At 67.8% G+C, this 17230-nt stretch carries 14 protein-coding genes and 1 pseudogene; 3 read left to right on the plus strand and 12 right to left on the minus strand.

The genetic code is table 11. The features are described from left to right. Positions 1–98: 98 nt before the first annotated feature. From ACFYOW_RS17175 to ACFYOW_RS17190, 4 genes and pseudogenes are all read right to left on the minus strand, one after another. Positions 99–1055: a metallophosphoesterase family protein gene (locus ACFYOW_RS17175; RefSeq protein WP_387290022.1), complete on the minus strand. Its 957-nt coding sequence runs from the start codon at positions 1053–1055 to the stop codon at positions 99–101. A 157-nt stretch (positions 1056–1212) separates the two neighbouring features. Then, a pseudogene (locus ACFYOW_RS17180) lies at positions 1213–1785 on the minus strand (TIGR03943 family putative permease subunit); the annotation flags it as partial. Positions 1786–2045: 260 nt separating this feature from the next. Then, on the minus strand, positions 2046–4136 hold the full coding sequence (locus ACFYOW_RS17185; protein ID WP_387290024.1) for an Ig-like domain repeat protein: 2091 nt from the start codon (positions 4134–4136) through the stop codon (positions 2046–2048). A 9-nt stretch (positions 4137–4145) separates the two neighbouring features. Then, entirely contained in the window at positions 4146–5960 is a 1815-nt protein-coding gene (locus tag ACFYOW_RS17190) for an Hsp70 family protein (protein WP_387288924.1), read from the minus strand. A 111-nt stretch (positions 5961–6071) separates the two neighbouring features. Between ACFYOW_RS17190 and ACFYOW_RS17195 the strand changes: the two genes are divergently transcribed. Further along, entirely contained in the window at positions 6072–6890 is an 819-nt protein-coding gene (locus ACFYOW_RS17195; protein WP_387288926.1) for a hypothetical protein, read from the plus strand. A gap of 239 nt (positions 6891–7129) precedes the next feature. On the opposite strand, the gene ACFYOW_RS17200 is transcribed toward ACFYOW_RS17195, so the two are convergent. From ACFYOW_RS17200 to rimP, 8 genes are all read right to left on the minus strand, one after another. Continuing rightward, positions 7130–8491: an MATE family efflux transporter gene (locus ACFYOW_RS17200; protein ID WP_387288928.1), complete on the minus strand. Its 1362-nt coding sequence runs from the start codon at positions 8489–8491 to the stop codon at positions 7130–7132. Further along, positions 8488–9507, minus strand: a complete 1020-nt coding sequence (locus ACFYOW_RS17205; RefSeq protein WP_387288930.1) for a bifunctional oligoribonuclease/PAP phosphatase NrnA — start codon at positions 9505–9507, stop codon at positions 8488–8490. The genes ACFYOW_RS17200 and ACFYOW_RS17205 overlap by 4 nt, the downstream gene beginning before the upstream one ends. Before the next feature lie 22 nt (positions 9508–9529). Continuing rightward, positions 9530–9973 carry a 30S ribosome-binding factor RbfA gene (gene rbfA / locus ACFYOW_RS17210; RefSeq protein WP_040693060.1) on the minus strand — a complete coding sequence of 148 codons (444 nt, stop codon included), beginning with the start codon at positions 9971–9973 and terminating at the stop codon, positions 9530–9532. Between the two features lie 101 nt (positions 9974–10074). Then, complete coding sequence (locus tag ACFYOW_RS17215; protein ID WP_040693064.1) at positions 10075–10365, minus strand: DUF503 domain-containing protein; 291 nt, start codon at positions 10363–10365, stop codon at positions 10075–10077. Positions 10366–10452: 87 nt separating this feature from the next. After that, positions 10453–13491: a translation initiation factor IF-2 gene (gene infB, locus ACFYOW_RS17220; protein ID WP_387288933.1), complete on the minus strand. Its 3039-nt coding sequence runs from the start codon at positions 13489–13491 to the stop codon at positions 10453–10455. Between the two features lie 108 nt (positions 13492–13599). Next, entirely contained in the window at positions 13600–13878 is a 279-nt protein-coding gene (locus ACFYOW_RS17225) for a YlxR family protein (protein WP_387288935.1), read from the minus strand. A gap of 176 nt (positions 13879–14054) precedes the next feature. Beyond that, positions 14055–15086, minus strand: a complete 1032-nt coding sequence (gene nusA, locus ACFYOW_RS17230; protein ID WP_387288937.1) for a transcription termination factor NusA — start codon at positions 15084–15086, stop codon at positions 14055–14057. Further along, positions 15083–15796, minus strand: a complete 714-nt coding sequence (gene rimP / locus ACFYOW_RS17235; RefSeq protein WP_387288939.1) for a ribosome maturation factor RimP — start codon at positions 15794–15796, stop codon at positions 15083–15085. Before rimP ends, nusA begins: the two co-directional genes overlap by 4 nt. A gap of 240 nt (positions 15797–16036) precedes the next feature. Here rimP and ACFYOW_RS17240 point away from each other — a divergent pair, with 240 nt between their 5' ends. Together ACFYOW_RS17240 and ACFYOW_RS17245 are read left to right on the plus strand one after the other, a co-directional pair. After that, positions 16037–16666, plus strand: coding sequence for a hypothetical protein (locus tag ACFYOW_RS17240; protein WP_387288941.1), 630 nt, complete (start codon positions 16037–16039; stop codon positions 16664–16666). 73 nt (positions 16667–16739) lie between these two features. Then, entirely contained in the window at positions 16740–17174 is a 435-nt protein-coding gene (locus ACFYOW_RS17245; RefSeq protein WP_387288943.1) for a ferritin-like domain-containing protein, read from the plus strand. Positions 17175–17230 lie beyond the last annotated feature (56 nt).

The raw sequence follows: 17230 nt of genomic DNA on the forward strand, positions 1-17230 counted from the left end.
ACAGGCAAGTTTGCCCGTACCCGACGAGTTACCCATGTACACACCAAATCAGTAGTTGCGCTGCGAATCAAATTTGCCGCCGCGATGCCGGACAGAGGTCAAACGCCGCGGCGACGCTCGGCTTTTGCGCGCATCTCGGCTGCTGCGGCCTCCATCTCGGGTGTCACCTTGAAGTGGCCGCCCCATTTGTTCAGCGAACCCGGCGGGTAGTCCGGGGTCGGGAGGATTTGGCGCAGCAACTGGTCGGGCAGTCCGCGACGCTGCCATTCGCGCGGGTAGCCGAGCGACACCTCTTCGAAGCGCACGCCGTCGTAGTAGGAGGTGCGCGGGATGTGCAGGTGGCCGTAGACCGAGCAGACCACGTTGTAGCTGGTGTGCCAGTCGGCGGTCAGATCGGTGCCGCACCAGAGCGCGAATTCCGGGTACCACAGCACCTCGGTGGGCTGGCGGACCAGCGGGAAGTGATTGATCATCACGATCGGCGTCTCGGGTGGCAGCGCGTCCAGTTTCCGCTTGGTGACCTGCACTCGGGCGTGGCACCAGGCATCACGGGTCAGATACGGATCCGGCGACAGCAGGAATTCGTCGGTGGCCACCACATTGCGTTCCCGGGCCAGGGCGAGGCCTTCGGCCTTCGTCTTGGTGCCCTTCGGCAGGAACGAGTAGTCGTACAGCAGGAACATCGGGACCAGCGTCACCTGACCGCCGTGCTGTTCGGACCCCGCTCCGGTCCACACCGGGAACGGATCCTCCGGAGTGATGACATCGAGGTCCCGGCAGATCGACACCAGGTAGTCGTAGCGCGCGACACCGTGCATCTGCACCGGATCCTTCGCCGTGGTCCACAATTCGTGGTTCCCCGGCACCCAGATCACCTTGGCGAAGCGGCCGCGCAGCAACTCCAGCGCCCAGCGGATATCGTCGGACTTCTCCCCGACGTCCCCGGCCACGATGAGCCAGTCCTCGGGCGAATCCGCCCGAATCTGCTCGACGACCGGACGATTCCCCTGGTGCCCGACGTGAATGTCGCTCACCGCCATCAACTTGGGTATCACCACACCTACATTGGCATATCCGCGGGAGTTGCCACCGTTCGGCTCGATGATCATGGGCGATACCGGTTCGAGTCCGCCCGCTAACGGCCGCGTTCGTAGGCCGGTCCGGAGCCTCGATCCGCTGGTAGTCGGTGACGACGAGGGTGGGCGTGTGATCCGGATCCCGTTGGGCGCTACCGGTTTGGACGACCCCCCTGATCTCGAGCCAGGCATCGTCCTCGATCACCTCCGGCATCCCCGACAGGTGCACGAGTACATACCGGGCATCAGCGACACAGCAGGTGATGACCACGCGCGCGAGATCCGCATCGGGCGTATCCGGATGCTGCTGCTCAAGATCCTTGGACCGAATAATGAACCCACCGATAGTGACCTCACGACCGTCCAGCGAGTGACTGGAGTCCCGAAGCGCCCGATCCACCAGATCCACAATCGGCAACCGCGGCGCCTGCTCAGCTGGCAACGGTGGAAAGGCCCAGAGCTTCGGCTGCTCCGCGGCGATGTCGCGCGGGACGACCTGGACGGGCGAACTGGTTACCGCCGCGCCCGCGCCCAGTGCGGGTGGTGCGATGAGCAGGAGGGCAGCGACGGGGGCGAGCAACAACCATTGCGCGCGGCCCGAACCGTGCTCATGGTCGCCCTGCGCGGCACCGTGCCCGAATGCATCGTCGTGGCTCCGTGCGTTGGCGTGGCTCAGTGCATCCTCGCCGCCGAATGCTCCCTCGAGCATGTCACCGTCGCCGTGCGAATTCGCCTGGCCGAGGCGCCGCCCATTTCGCGGCGACCCGGTTGGCGCGCAACCTCGCACGTCCGCACACAATTCCGCGCAGGGTCCGGGTGCGAATTGGGAATCCACACAACAATGGACGGCGCGGGCCGCACGCAGCACTATCGAGGTGCCGACGCCCCGGCCGCAGATAGTCTGTATCTCGGAATCGACGGCACGCAGACCGATCTCGGCTATCCGAGCCAGCGGATCCTCGCACCCGGCTAGCCGAGCCAGCGGATTCGCGCCGTCGGTGCGAAACCCGCAGCGACAGTGAGCTTTCCGTTCGTCTCACGGCGGCAGGATGCGATCGCGATATGACATGGTCGCGGGATATCGGGCGGTATCCGGACACCACCGTCGATTTCGTAGCGCATATTGGTGACCTTCCAGCAGCGGGCCTGGGGGTCGTCCGGGGCGGTCGGCGGCTGGTCGGGTCGCACAACGGCCATGACTTCGGTGACGCCGATGGGCCAGGTGAAAACCAGTAGCCCCGCCTGCTCGGCCAGTCCGGTCACGGTCGGAATACCACTCGGCGACGGATCGTCGCGCGGTTGTTCCCGTCTGCCTTGCGGTTTCGCGACCTGGCCGGTATCCGATCGGGTGGTCTCGGAGTATCTGCCGGCGACAGCGGCGGCCACCGCGTACACCGGCTGCCCGGCGGCGGGTGCGCCACCGTCTTCGAGTTCGGTCGCCTGTGTGCGGCCGACCACGCGCCACGATCCGTCCGGCTGCAACCTGGTTACCCGGTAGGCGACGTTATCCGTCGATGTCGGCGACCACGCCACGAGCACCGACCCATTCGCCAATCTGGTGGCCTCGACGCGCTGCGGGGCCTCGATCGGCGACTCCGCGAGCGCGGCGGACGCACCGGCGTGATCGGCGCATACCTCGACCGCGGCGAGCAGCCCGCGCATCCTGGCATCGGCCGGTCCAGCTTGTGCCTCGGCGACGAGCCGGTCCGCCTCGGCAATGGCCGCTCGGGCCTCGGCGAGCAACTGGTCGATACTCGGCACCTGATTCGGTGGCAGCAGATCGGCTGCGGTGCGGCGCACCTGTTCCAGATGCGGCAGCGCCTCGACATATCGCCGTGCCGCACACGCGACCGTCGCATCACGCCAGTGCGCCTGTGCCTCGTTCAGCACCCGGTCGACCTCATCGGATACCGAACGGATCGGAGTGAGCCCTTCCCCGTCGGGCCCGACCAGCCGGTGCGCCTGCTCGACATGCCGCGCGGCTTCCTGTGGGCGACCCCCACGCAGCGCCGCTCGGGCAGCCTTGAGCGGTGGTTCCCAAAGTCTGGGTGCAGGCGGTTGCGATATCGGTCGCGGTGGCGCGGTTGGCGGCGAATTGGCTACTCGCGCACCGAGTTCCGCGGCAATCTCGGTGAGCACACGGGTGGCGTCGGCCCGTTCGAGGCCCAACCGCATCGCCTCGTCGAGCAGATAATGGAAGTCGTCGCCGACGAGTTCGTCCTCTACCAGCACCGCCGCCCTGACCTTGGGTCGCAATTCCTTGGCGACATCCTCGGCTACCGTCCGCAGATACGCCCGCAGCGGCGCGTCACCCGATTCGAGCACATCGTGGATGTGAATCAGCAACTCGTCCAACACAACTCGGATGCGACCGGGCGGCAGCTCCCGGGACCGCGCGCGCAATGCCTCGGCGCGCAGTCGAATCTCCTGGGTCTGACCGGCCTTCGCCGGATCCACCCGGAGCAGCGCGAACAACGTCGGCGTCGGTTCACCGTCGACGAGCCGTTCCCATTCGCCGAGCAACTGCCGAATCTGTTGTCTGCGTTGGTCGGTGAGCACACCGGCGGGCGCGGGGGCATCCTCGATGACGCGATGCCTGCGCAATCGAGTCGCGACCTCGGCGGCACTGAGCCCGCCCATCGCACCGATCTCCTCCAGCCCGGGGACCTTCCCGGCCGGAACCCCGCCGTGACGCTGCAACAATCGCGAGATCGCCGCGTCGAGCATCTCGTAGCGGTCCGCATCCCGGCGCTCGCGCATCTCCCGGATTCGCGCCGCTTCCACCCGGCGGAGCGCCGAATCCAGCAGTACGCGAGACAGCTTCGGGTGCGCGTCGACCAGCAGCCCCACCAGCACCCGGTATTTCGGATGGTCGCGCTGGCGCTGCCAGAAACCCCAGACCTCCTCCACCCGCGCGGCGATCTCGGCATCGCTCAGCGTCTCCGCCTCCTCCAGCGGAATGTCGTAAAGCTCGAACGGATCCGACTCCTCGAGCCCGCCGCGGCGTTCGACTGCGGCGAGCACCCGCTTGCGGTAGTCGTTCGGGTCGAACGCCTGCATGGTCACGGCTCAGCTGTCGCGGCGGCGGGTGCGCTGGACCTGATCGAGTTCGCGCGCCACATCCGCCTGTGACAGGGTCGCGCCGGTCTGCGCGGTCAGAACCAACGGAATATCGGCGTCGACGTGATGGCAGGTGACGCGCAGGACGCCGTCGAAGCCCATCTCGAAGGTCACCCGCACCTCGCTGCCCTCTGGATAGCCCGCGGGGATGCCGCGAATGCGCCCTTCCACCAGCACCTTCGCATCCTCGGGGCGCGCCGATGCCGCCTGGCCCTGCTGTTCCACGATGGTCAGCGCGATTTCGTCCTGATCGGCCCGCACGGTGCCGAAGGAACGACGCACCTTCACCGGCAGCGTCGAATTGCGATGCACCAACCAGGTCGCCGCCAGCCCGTACTGATAGTCGAGCGCGAGGACACCGAAACCGCGTGAAACGACAGTATCGACCTGGATTTCGAGCATCCGGCGCACTAGCCCGACCGGTTGCCCGAAGGAGGCGGCCACGCGGGCGATCGATTGGTCCAGATCGGCCGGCGCGGCGTCCTCGATATTCGCGCCGTCGCGCAGTCGGCCGCGGGTAGTGAGGTCGGCGAGAACGAGACGTTCCATTTCCAGCTTCTCGCCGTACAGCGCCGCGCCGCGCGCCACCGAGAGGTCGGGATCGCGCAGTTCACCGGTGAGGCCGAGTTCCTTGCGCAGTTCGCGCTCGACCATCGGCATACGTGAAGAGCCGCCGACGAGCAGCAGACGGTCGACGGATGCGACACCACGCTTGCTCGCCGCGGTCAGGCAATCGCGGGTCAGGTCGATGGTGCGACGCATGAGCGAGGCGGTCATCGCATCGACTTCGGCGCGCGTCAGCGGGATCACCGCGCGGGCGCCATCGTGCGCGATCACCACATCGGTGCGCTCGGCATCGGTCAGCTCGCGTTTGGCGCGTTCGGCGGCCAGCACCAGCATCTGCGAACCCGCCGAATCGTCCAGCGGGTCTTCGGCATCCGGATTCGCCTCGCAGAACTTCTGCGAAAGGTACAGCGCGATGCGCTCATCCCAGTCGGCGCCGCCGAGTTGGTGATCGCCCTCGACCGCGAGCACCGAAATGCGGCGGTCGGCGAGTTCGATGACCGTCGCGTCGAACGTGCCGCCGCCGAGGTCGTAGACGAGAACCGTCTCGCGCGGGCCCGGCTTGCCGACGTCGGTGCTGAATTCGCGGTGCTCCCGGTGCCCTCCGTGGGCCCGCCCGTCACCGTCCGCCACCCACACCGGGCCGCCTTCGGCCGACTGTGCCTGTCCGGGCGCTACCGCCTCCGGGCCCGTCGCTCGCACCGCAGGGCTGCCGTCGAGCCGGCCGAAACCGTAGGACAATGCCGCGGCGATCGGCTCGGAGAGAACGCCCGCCACATCGAAGCCCGCATACGTGCCCGCCTGGATGGTCGCGCGCCGCTCCTCGTCACCGAAGTAGGCGGGCACGGTGATGACCGCGCGCTTCACCGGTTCGCCACCGCTGAACTCGGCATCTGCGGCAAGGCTTTTCAGAATCAGCGCCGAAACCGCAGGCGCGGACCAGGTTTGGCCGTGCGCGGCGAAACGCCAATCCGTATCGCCCATCCGCCGCTTCACCAGCGCGCACACATGCTCCGGATCGAGCCTGGCCTGTCGCCGCGCACCCTCGCCCACCAGATGATCGAATGCCGACGCGAACAAAACGACCGAAGGCACGGTCGCCTCGCCGTTCAAACCGATCATGACTTCGGGCCGACCATCGGCGTCTATCCGCGCGATCGCCGAATTCGTCGTACCAAGGTCGATGCCGTAGACCCCCATGAGACGCGATGGTAGCAGCCACATCCGACACCAGCCCAGTTCCCGACAGTGGATCCCGATGCCGCCCAAAACAATCGCAGCACCCCCGCGAAATCGCGTTAAAGTGCGAACATGACCGACCCCGCCGCGCCGGACCCCGAGAACCCAGCCACCCCCGCCGCGCCGCAGGTAGAGGCCCCGACCGCACCACAGGTCAGCCATCCCGACAGCCCTCTCACGCCACCGCTCGAAAACGTCACCAACTCAACCGCACCGCCCACTGGTCACCCCGCCAAATCCCGCACTCCATGGGCCGAGACCTATGCAGCGGCACCACCGTCTGGTCACGGCACCGACCCAATCGCAGCACAGGCCGAGACCCCCACCGACGACGCACCACGGGCCGGTCACACCGCCAATCCCCTTACGCCACAGGTCGAGGCCCTGAACGCGCCGCAGACCGATTTCCCTGTCAACTCCCACACACCACAGCTCGAATCCACCGACTCACTCGCCCACCTGGCGGAATGCATCGACGACCTCACCCGAGTAGCCGCCCGCCAAGCCACCACCATCGACCGCTTGGCCGACGAGGCCAAGGCCCGCGACCGCCGCGACCGCGCAGGCGCCGACCTTCCGCTCATCCTGGAACTCTTCGCCCTCCACACCGACACCGCCGCCTGCGCCGCCACCGCCGAATCCCCGCGCGAGCGAACAGCATTCGAAGCTGTCGCCACCCGCATCGAACGCCTCATCGTCGGTCGCGGCGGCACACTCGTCACCCCGCGCCCCGATGACGCCTTCGACTCGCGCACCATGGAAGCGGCGGATGTCGCGAAGACAAACGATCCCGCATTGGACCGCACGGTGGAATCGGTCGTCCAAACCGGGCTGACGGTCTCCGGCCGCTCGGTGCGTCCGGCAGGAGTGGTCGTCCGCCGACACCACTGACACCCGCCACCCGCCGCGAACAAGTTCGTCCGGCAGGGTCGGCGCCCGCCGACACCCGCCGCACACGAACTCACCCGGCGGGTGAGATGTCCGCCGACACCACCGACGACCCGCTGCAGCCGCAAACAAGTTCGCCGAGCCGGAGTGGTCGTCCGCCGACACCACTCACAACCTGCTAGCCGCCGGGCACGTTCGCTCGGCGAAAACATGCGTGGGATGGGAAACCGTGGCGCACCGGGCTACGCACTCACACGCGGGATCTCCGTACCGATTTGCGCCCAGCGGCCGGATTCTGCGCGCCAGACTACGGCGACCAGACGTAGCAGCATGAAGGCTACGAGGCCGGTCCAGATGCCTGCTATGCCCCAGTTGAAGATGAGGGAGAGCCAGATGGCGGGGAGGAAACCGAGGAGGGCGGCGCCGAGGGTGGTGTTGCGGAGGTAGGCGGCGTCGCCCGCGCCGAGGAGGACGCCGTCGAGGGCGAAGACGATGCCCGCGATCGGGATGATAGCGACGAAGAACCACCAGGCGACGTAGGTGCGTTCGAGGACGGCCGGATCGTCGGTGAAGAGTTCGGGGATGACGGTCACGCCTGCCGCGAAGGCCGCCGCAAGGACCAGCGCGAATCCGCCCGACCAGCGGGTGATGCGACGCGACAGTCCGCGCGCTCCGGTGGCATCGCCCGCGCCGAGTGCCGCACCGACCAGGGTTTGGGCGGCGATGGCGAGCGAATCCAGGGTCAGGGCAAGGAAATTCCAGAGCTGCAGGACCAGTTGGTGAGCGGCCACCGATGCCGCACCGAACCGGGAGGCGACGGCCGCCGCCGATACGAAGCTGGCTTGGAAGGCGAGACTGCGGGCGATCAGATCACGACCGAGTACCAGCTGTGCCCGCATCACCGACCAGTGCGGCGCCAGCGGAACACGTGCGCGCACCAGCGCGGTCAGGAACAGCCCGGCCGTCACGGACTGGCCCGCCGCATTCGCGACCGCCGAACCCGCCAACTCCAGCCGCGGCGCACCCAGCAACCCGTGCACCAGAGTCGGGCACAGCACCCCCGAAACCAGCAGTCCCGCCACAACGAACAGCAGTGGCCTGCGCGTCTCCTGCACCCCGCGCAACCACCCGTTACCCGCCATCGCGATCAGAATCAGCGGCACCCCGAACAACGCGATCCGCACCCAGACCAACGCCTCCCCGGCAATATCCCCACCACCGGCGATCACATTCGTCAGTGGAACCGCAATCGCCTGCCCCACAACAAGAACCAGCGTCCCGACGATTACGGCGACCCAGGTCGCCTGCACCCCTTCTCCGATCGCACCGCGCTCATCCCCCGCCCCATGCCGCCGCGCCGCCCGCGCCGTGGTCCCATACGAGAGGAACGTCAGCTGCGAACTGACCTGCGCCAGAATCAATCCGCCGACCGCAAGCCCGGCCAACGCCAACGCCCCCAGCCGCCCGACCACGGCCAGGTCGAAGAGCAGATAGATGGGCTCGGCCACCAGCACACCCAAGGTCGGCAAGGCGAGTCCGAGAATCCGTCGCGGCCCCACCGCGCCGATCGGATTCGACGCGACCCCGCTGACTTCCGAACTCACCCGAGTTCGGCCAACAGCGCCGCGACGATCGATTCGGACGTGCCATTAGTGGTGTATCCAGCCGCGAACCGATGGCCCCCACCGCCCAAAGATGTTGCGACAGTGGCCACATCGACACCGTCCTGCGCCCCCGGCGCACTGTCGCGCGACCGCAGCGACACCGTCCACCGATCCGGAATCGTGCGCGATTCCTTGAACACCGCGGCAACCCCGGCCTCGGAGGTGGTGCGGACGATATCGACCACACTCTCCACCTCTTCCGAGCGCACACCATCGACATCCTCGCGCCGCACAATGGCGTACACCAGCCCGGTCCCACCACCGGCCTGGGGCTCCAACCGAGCCGAGCCGAGCACCCGCGACAGCATCGGCAACCAGCCGAACGGATGCGTATCCATCAGCGAGCGTGTGATCTCGGCACCGTCGATGCCGGTGGCCAGTAGCCGCTCGGCCAGGTGATGGGTGCCGGGGCGCACCCACCGAAAGGATCCGGTATCGGTGACCAATCCGGCGTAAAGGCAATGTGCCACTTCGGCATCGATCGGCTCCTGCCAGGAATCGAGCAGCCGCGCCATCAGACTTGTCGTCGATTCCGCACTCGCATCGATCACATTGATCGTCCCGAACCGGGTGTTGGAGCGGTGATGATCGAAAACCAAAGTTGTTCGGGCCCCGGCCAATCGATCGGCGAGCGCACCCAGCCGACCGGCACTGCCGCAGTCCACGGAAACCAGCAGATCCACCTCGGCGGGCACATCCGCGGGCGGCACCAGATGCTGCACACCGGGCAGCGTCCGCATCGTTGCGGGCAGTTCGGCCGGCTCGGCGAACGATACCCACACCGGGACACCGCGCCGATGCAACACCAATGCCAAAGCGAGCCCGCTGCCGATGGTGTCGGCATCGGGCTGCACATGACACAGGATGGTGACCGAACGTGCCGCGTTCAATGCGGCAAGGGCCGGTCCGAAATCGACCGCATCGACAGCGACCCCCCTACCCGGGTCGACGGGCATCGTCGTCATTGTCTACCGCACGTCACTCGTCGGATTCGCGTTCGACCTTGTACGGGTCGGCATCGCCGGCGTGGGTGGCGGTGGCCGCCACCTTCGCGACCGCGTCATCGGCGGCCCGCGCCCTGGCCAGCAGCTCCTCCATATCCCGTGCCGCGTCGGGCACCTTGTCGAGCACGAACGCCAGCGTCGGGGTGAACTTCACGCCGGTGCCCGCGCCCACCTTCGAGCGCAGCACACCCTTCGCCTTCTCCAGACCGGCGGCCGCGGCCGCGTAATCCGGTTCCACGTCGAGGGTTTCGCCCATCACCGTGTAGTACACCGTCGCCTCGCGCAGATCGCCGGTGACCTTCGCATCGGTCACGGTTACGAAATTCAGACGCGGATCCTTCACCTCGTATTCGATCGCGGTCGCCACGATCGCGGAAATCCGCTTGGCGAGTCGGCGTGCCCTGGCTTGATCCACCATGGCTGAACCCTCCTCACTTGCTGTGTTCATTTTGCGGCGGGACCGGGGCCCTGCGTGGTTACGCAAGCTACCGCCTCCGGGCCCGTCGTTCCCGCCGCGGCTCAGTCTTCGGGTCCGAAGATCCTGCGGCGCACTGCCAGCAACTCTAACTCCGGACGAGCCGCGACGTGACGCTCACATTTGTCGAGTACCTCGGTCAGGTGATCCATACCGGAACTGACCATGGCGACTCCGAGCAGTGAGCGACGGTGGCGGTCTTGTTCCCCACCCTCGGCGGCACTCACGCCGAAGCGCTGCAATTCGGCCAGTACGGGCCGGATCACCGAACGCTTCTGCTTCAGCGAGTGCACATCTCCGAGCAGGATGTCGAACTCCAGTGCACCCAGGTACACCCAAGCCTCCTGTATCGGCGCCTACGAGAGATCGTCTCGGTGGTCCGGTCCAGCGTTGACGGCCGGACCGGACCACCGACGAACAAATCAGTCGCGCGGCTTCTCGCGCAGCTCGTAGGCCTCGATCACGTCGCCTTCCTTGATGTCGTTGTAGGTCAACGTCATACCGCATTCGAAGCCCTCGCGGACCTCGGTGACGTCGTCCTTCTCCCGCTTCAAGGTGGAGATCGTGACCGTCTCGGCGACCACCATGTTGTCGCGGAGCAGGCGCGCCTTGGCGTTGCGCTTGACCGAACCCGAGGTGACCATGCAACCGGCGATATTGCCGACCTTCGACGAACGGAAGATCGCGCGGATCTCCGCCCGGCCCAGCTCGACCTCTTCGTAGATCGGCTTGAGCATGCCCTTGAGGGCCTTCTCGATTTCGTCGATGGCCTGGTAGATCACCGAGTAGTACCGGATGTCCACACCTTCGCGGTTGGCCAGCTCGGTCGCCTTGCCCTCGGCCCGGACGTTGAACCCGATGATGATCGCGTTCGACGCCGACGCCAGGTTGACATTGGTCTCGGTGACGCCACCGACACCGCGGTCGATGACCCGCAGGCGCACCTCGTCGTCGATCTCGATACCGAGCAGCGCCTCCTCGAGGGCCTCGACGGTACCGGAGTTGTCGCCCTTGAGGATCAGGTTGAGCTCCGAAGTCTCCTTCAGCGCGGCATCCAGATCTTCCAGGCTGATCCGCTTGCGGCTGCGCGCGGCCAGTGCGTTGCGCTTGCGCGCATTGCGACGGTCGGCGATCTGGCGAGCGATCCGGTCCTCGTCGACGACGAGCAGGTTGTCACCGGCGCCCGGCACCGACGTGAAGCCGATGACCTGGACCGGCCGCGACGGCAGCGCCGCGACGACATCGTCGCCGTGCTCGTCGACCATGCGGCGGACGCGACCGTAGGCGTCGCCCGCCACGATCGAATCACCGACGCGCAGCGTGCCGCGCTGGATGAGCACGGTCGCCACCGGGCCGCGGCCGCGGTCGAGGTGCGCCTCGATGGCGACACCCTGTGCGTCCATGTCCGGGTTGGCCCGCAGATCCAGCGCCGCGTCCGCGGTCAGCAGTACCGCCTCGAGCAGTTGCTCGATATTGGTCCCCTGCTTGGCGGAGATGTCGACGAACATGGTGTCGCCACCGTATTCCTCGGCAACCAGGTTGTATTCGGTCAGCTGCTGCCGGATCTTGTCCGGGTTCGCGCCTTCCTTGTCGATCTTGTTGACCGCGACCACGATCGGCACATCGGCCGCCTGCGCGTGGTTGATGGCTTCCACCGTCTGCGGCATGACGCCGTCGTCGGCGGCGACCACCAGGATCGCGATATCGGTGGCCTTCGCACCACGGGCACGCATGGCGGTGAACGCCTCGTGACCCGGGGTGTCGATGAAGGTGATGAGCCGGTCGTTATCGCCCAGATGGGTGAGCACCTGGTAGGCGCCGATGTGCTGGGTGATGCCACCGGCCTCGCCCTCACGGACGTTGGCCTTACGGATCGTGTCGAGCAGTCGGGTTTTACCGTGGTCGACGTGACCCATCACGGTCACCACCGGCGGCCGCTGTTCGAGGTCTTCCTCGCCGCCCTCGTCCTCGCCATAGGTCAGGTCGAACGATTCCAGCAGCTCACGGTCCTCGTCCTCGGGGCTGACCACATGCACGACGTAGTTCATCTCGCTGCCGAGCAGCTCGAGGGTCTCGTCGTTCACCGACTGGGTCGCGGTGACCATTTCACCGAGGTTGAACAGGGCTTGCACCAGGGCCGCCGGGTTCGCATCGATCTTCTCCGCGAAGTCCGACAGCGAAGCGCCGCGGGCGAGACGGATGATCTCGCCGTTACCGCGCGGCAGCCGCACGCCACCGATGGCGGGAGCTTGCATGCTTTCGTACTCGGCGCGCTTCGCCCGCTTCGACTTACGACCACGACGCGGGGCGCCACCGGGACGACCGAACGCACCGGCCGCACCACCACGGCCACCGGGACCACCCGGACGACCGCCGCCACCGCCACCGGGACGACCACGGAAACCACCGGCCGCGGGAGCACCGGCACCTGCACCGGGCGCACCCGTGCCACCGCCGCCACCACCGCCGCCGCCGCGGTAGCCACCGCCACCGCCGCCACCACCGGGACGACCGCCGCCACCACCCGGGCCACCGCCCGGACGACCCGGACGACCCGCACCGGCGCCGCCGCCCGGACCCGGACGGGCCGAACGCGCGGGCATGGCACCCGGATTCGGGCGCGGCGGCATCGAGCCGGGGCTCGGACGCGGCCCACCGGGACGCGGGCCACCCTGGCCGGGAGACGGACGCCGCTCGCCCTGGGTACCACCCGGACGCGGACCACTCTGGGCCGGACCCGGACGCGGTCCCTGGCCGGGACCCGGGCGAGGTCCACCCTGGCTGGGGGCCGGACGCGGCGCGGGACGCTCACGATCGGGCGCCGACGAGAAGGGGTTGTTGCCGACCCGCGGAGTCTTCGGCCCCGGCTTGGGGCCGGCTCCCGGACCACCGGGACGCGGACCACCGTGTGCCGGAGCACCGGGACGCTGCTGCTGACCGGGACGTGCGCCACCCGGAGTCGGGCGAGGGCCGCTCTGCGCCGGAGTGCTGGGCGCCGGGGAGGCCTTCGCGGCCGGAGCCGCCGGGGTCTCCTGGACCGGAGCGGTCTCCCGGGCGGCGGGCTTGGCCGGGCCGGGACGTGCGGCCGGACCGGGACGCACAGCGTCGGACGGACGCGCGGCCGGAGCCGCCGTCTCACGGGCGGCCGGAGCCGCCGGGGTCGCTGCCTGCGCGGGCGCAGGAGCCGGGGTACGTGGGCCCGGACGCGGACCGCCACCTGCGGCGGGCTTCGCGGACGGGGTGCTCGATGCGGGACCGGGCCGGGCCCCGGACTTCGCTGTGCCGTTGGTCGGCGCGGACTTCCCCGCCACCGACTCGCGCAGTCGACGTGCGACGGGTGCTTCCACCGTCGAGGACGCCGACTTCACGAACTCGCCCTGCTCCTTGAGCCTTGCGAGTAGTTCTTTGCTCGTGACACCGAGTTCTTTGGCCAACTCGTGCACGCGGGCCTTGCCTGCCACTGCTCTCCTCACTGAGAGGTCGAGCAGTGCCTCCGCCTAGGGGTGGCGGGCCCGCACGACCTCGGGTTATCTCCGATGGACGTTCATCGTTGGTGCTTCACGGTGTGCTCATGAGTGCTCGTGCCTGTTCTCGAGGTACTTCTCCAGGGCTGAGATATCCAGTTTTCCGGACACTCGTAGTGCTCTGCCGAATGCTCGGCGTCGTTCTGCGGTGCGCAAACAAACCGAAACGGGGTGCAGCCAGGCACCCCGTCCGGGAAGTCTGCGCCGCGGGTCGGGAACTATCGCAACAACCTCGGAACCGTCACCGGTCTCACAGTCCTGCGCCACGATCCGCAACAGATCGACGGCCAACTCGTGCTTTCGGCATCCGATACACGTTCGCATCGGAGCCGCTCGACGTCGGTGCGCCGGGGTCAGCTCGGTGATGCGTTCGGGCAAAGAAACCGAAGGCTCGCGTTGAACCTGAGACCACTCTACCGCTGTCCCGCTCGGAACACCGAACCCCGCCCCTTCGGAAGTTACGAACATGTCATCCGGCGGGCCCGATTCGCGGGAATCGATCAACTCCGATGCGCCTCCGTCCGCACACTGCCGCTGCCCGCATCCGGGGTGGCATCGCTGCGGATATCGATCCGCCAACCGGTCAGACGGGCCGCCAACCTGGCGTTCTGCCCTTCCTTGCCGATGGCGAGCGAGAGCTGGAAGTCTGGGACGACCACGCGTGCGGCGCGGGCCTCCGGATCCACGATCGTGACCGAGACAACTTTCGACGGCGACAGCGCATTCCCGACGAAGGTCGCCGGATCATCGGCGTAATCGATGATGTCGATCTTCTCCCCCGCCAGTTCGCTCATCACGTTGCGCACGCGCTGACCCATCGGACCGATGCACGCGCCCTTGGCATTGACGCCGGGCACGGTGGTACGCACCGCGATCTTGGAGCGGTGTCCGGCCTCGCGAGCGACCGCGACGATCTCCACCGAACCGTCGGCGATCTCGGGCACCTCGAGCGCGAACAGTCGGCGCACCAGATTCGGATGGGTGCGCGAGAGGGTGATCTGCGGGCCACGCTGGCCGCGGGAGACACCGACGACGTAGCACTTGATCCGGTCGCCGTGCTCATAGCTCTCGCCTGGCACCTGCTCGGCGGGCGGGATCAGTCCCTCGGTGCCGTGCAGTTCGCTGCCGATCCGCACCACCACGGTGCCGCGGGCATTGGCGCGGGCATCGCGCTGCACCACGCCGCCGACGATGTCGCCCTCATGGGTGGAGAATTCCCCGAAGGACTTCTCGTTCTCGGCATCGCGCAGCCGCTGCAGCACCACCTGGCGCGCGGTGGTCGCCGCGATCCGGCCGAAACCCTCTGGGGTGTCGTCCCATTCGGAGATCACATTGCCGTCGGCGTCGAGTTCACGCGCCATCACCCGGACCACGCCGGTCTTCTGGTTGATATCGATGCGCGCGTTGGGCTGGTGGCCCTCGGTGTGGCGGTAGGCCGTGAGCAGTGCCGACTCGATCGCGGAGATCACGGTCTCGATCGAGATCCCTTTATCGGCGACAATCGCGCGCAGGGCTTCGATTTCGATGTTCATTCCACGATCCCTTCGGTCGGCGAATCGGACGCTGTGTTGTTTCGAGCGACCTGCGAGCGGTCGCCGGCGGCTACAGATCCTGTCGGTTCATTTGGTACATCGGTTGTTCCTCGGACATCGGCGGTGGGGTCCACCGCTTCCTCTTGCCCCGGCCGCGGACGACCGGGCGCGACTCCGCCCGCGAGTTCCAGTTCCCGCGCGCCGGGCGGGTTGAATTCCACCTGGACGACGGCCTCGGCGATGTCGGCCAGCGGAATCGTCACCCGGTGCGGCTTGTTCTTCCCGCCGAGCACCAGCGCCACCGCGTCATCGGTGAGAACACCGACCCTGGCCTCGAACTTGTCCGATGACTTCGGATCCGGCGACGGCGCGCCGGTGCGTAGCTTGATCCGCACCTTGCGTCCTTGGGCGCGGCGCCAGTGGCGATCGGCGGTGAGCGGGCGGTCGATGCCGGGGCTGGTCACCTCGAGCAGATAGGGCGTCTCGCCGAAATCGCCCGCATTGTCGAGGGCCTCGGAGAGTTCCGTACTCAGTCCGGCAATGGCATCGAGATCGGAAGCGGCATCGCTGTCGACGATGACCTGCACCCGAGCCTGGGCATCCACATGCTTGCCCGCCGTCGAGATCTCGACACCCTCGAGGTCGAATCCTCGGCGCTCGACGAGCCCAGCAACGAGCTGGCTCACCCTTTCCTCGGTCGGCATGGGCATGTGGGGCGGCTCCTGGTTCAGTTGTCAGACGGCTGATCTTTTCGAGCGACCTGCAAGCAGTCGCTAGCGGAAAATTTCTCTACCGGAGATCTAGCGTAACGCGCCTCGAGAGTGTAATGGACCAGCGGCCTCGAGCAAGTTTCCTGGCCACGCGCCCGCAATACAGCGCGCCGGGCCTCGCACCGACCGCACGGTAGACGCTCGGTCGGCCGTGCCGCGCGAATCTGGCACGATGGTGCCGTGCCAATCCGCCTCCCCGCCCCGCCGCGCGCCGGGTGCACTTCCGGCATCCCCGACGACCGGCATCAATCCCAGCACAGCAGCGCCGGTGTCGGCCGCATCGGCATCGTCGACCGCCGCACCGCGTTGCGGCTGGCCGGCGGCACGACCGTGGGTGTGCTAGCCGTCGGCGCGGTGGCCGGATGTACGGACAAGACGGTACATCAGCCCGATCCGCTTGCCGCACAAGAGAACCTGGCGCGCGCCGACGCAGCGGCCGCGACGGCGGCGATCGCGGTGACGCCGCAGCGGCATGCCGCATTGACCGCGATCGCGGACGAACGCACCGCACACGCGGATGCGCTGCGTGCCGAAATCAACCGTGTGATCGGCGTTTACGGTGACGGCACCACTCCGACGCACCGTACCCGCGAAGTGTCCCCGCCCCCTTCCGGAACTTCCCCCGCGGCATCGGGCGGCGGATCCGGATCACCCAACACGCCGCCGAGCATCGACGAGTTGCGCACTCGGCTGGCCAAGTCGCAGCAGTCCGCGGGTGATCTCGCCCGCACCCAATCCGGTTATCGGGCAGGGCTATTGGCCTCGATCAGCGCGTCGTGTGCGGCGCACGCGGGGGTGTTGCTGGCATGAGTCGTGCCGCCTCGACCTACCTCGCGCGCCATGCCGTGCGCACCGCTCAACTGATCCGGACAGGGATGCGCACATGACCGAAGCCGAACGCCAAGCCCTGCTCGACGCGTTGCGCGCCGAATACGCAGCGGTGTACGCCTACGGCGTGATCGCGGCCTACGCGTCCGCCGAGCGAGTCCGCATGGTCGCGCAGGACACCGCCGCCCACCGTGCCCGCCGCGACACCACCATCGATGCGTTGAAAGCGGCCGGAGTCGCGGTGCCGCCGCCGGACGCCGCCTACACCACGCCGTTCCCGGTGAACGATCCGATTCCGGCGGCGAACTTGGCCGTCACGGTGGAAACCGATACCGCCGTCGCCTGGCGCGCGGTCGTCGAGAACGGCAGCTCCGAATCCATCCGCCGGACGGGTGTCGACGCCCTCACCGAATGCGCGCTGCGCCTGGCCACCTGGCAAGCCATCCTCGGCGCCAACCCGCCGACAGTCGCCTTTCCCGGCAAGGCCTGATTGCGCGCTCCGTGCCGAATTTCTCGAACGCGACACCCACTGCCAGACCTGGACTA

Origin of the sequence: Nocardia sp. NPDC006982 (assembly GCF_042869435.1) — a bacterium.
Taxonomy (GTDB): Bacteria; Actinomycetota; Actinomycetes; order Mycobacteriales; family Mycobacteriaceae; genus Nocardia.

Coding starts and splice junctions, on each gene's coding strand:
- ACFYOW_RS17185 (WP_387290024.1), bottom strand. CDS start 4,136: ATGCAGGCGTTCGACCCGAACGACTACCGCAAGCGGGTGCTCGCCGCA.
- nusA (WP_387288937.1), bottom strand. CDS start 15,086: ATGAACATCGAAATCGAAGCCCTGCGCGCGATTGTCGCCGATAAAGGG.
- ACFYOW_RS17195 (WP_387288926.1), top strand. CDS start 6,072: ATGACCGACCCCGCCGCGCCGGACCCCGAGAACCCAGCCACCCCCGCC.
- rbfA (WP_040693060.1), bottom strand. CDS start 9,973: ATGGTGGATCAAGCCAGGGCACGCCGACTCGCCAAGCGGATTTCCGCG.
- ACFYOW_RS17190 (WP_387288924.1), bottom strand. CDS start 5,960: ATGGGGGTCTACGGCATCGACCTTGGTACGACGAATTCGGCGATCGCG.
- rimP (WP_387288939.1), bottom strand. CDS start 15,796: ATGCCCATGCCGACCGAGGAAAGGGTGAGCCAGCTCGTTGCTGGGCTC.
- ACFYOW_RS17245 (WP_387288943.1), top strand. CDS start 16,740: ATGACCGAAGCCGAACGCCAAGCCCTGCTCGACGCGTTGCGCGCCGAA.
- ACFYOW_RS17205 (WP_387288930.1), bottom strand. CDS start 9,507: ATGCCCGTCGACCCGGGTAGGGGGGTCGCTGTCGATGCGGTCGATTTC.
- ACFYOW_RS17225 (WP_387288935.1), bottom strand. CDS start 13,878: ATGCGAACGTGTATCGGATGCCGAAAGCACGAGTTGGCCGTCGATCTG.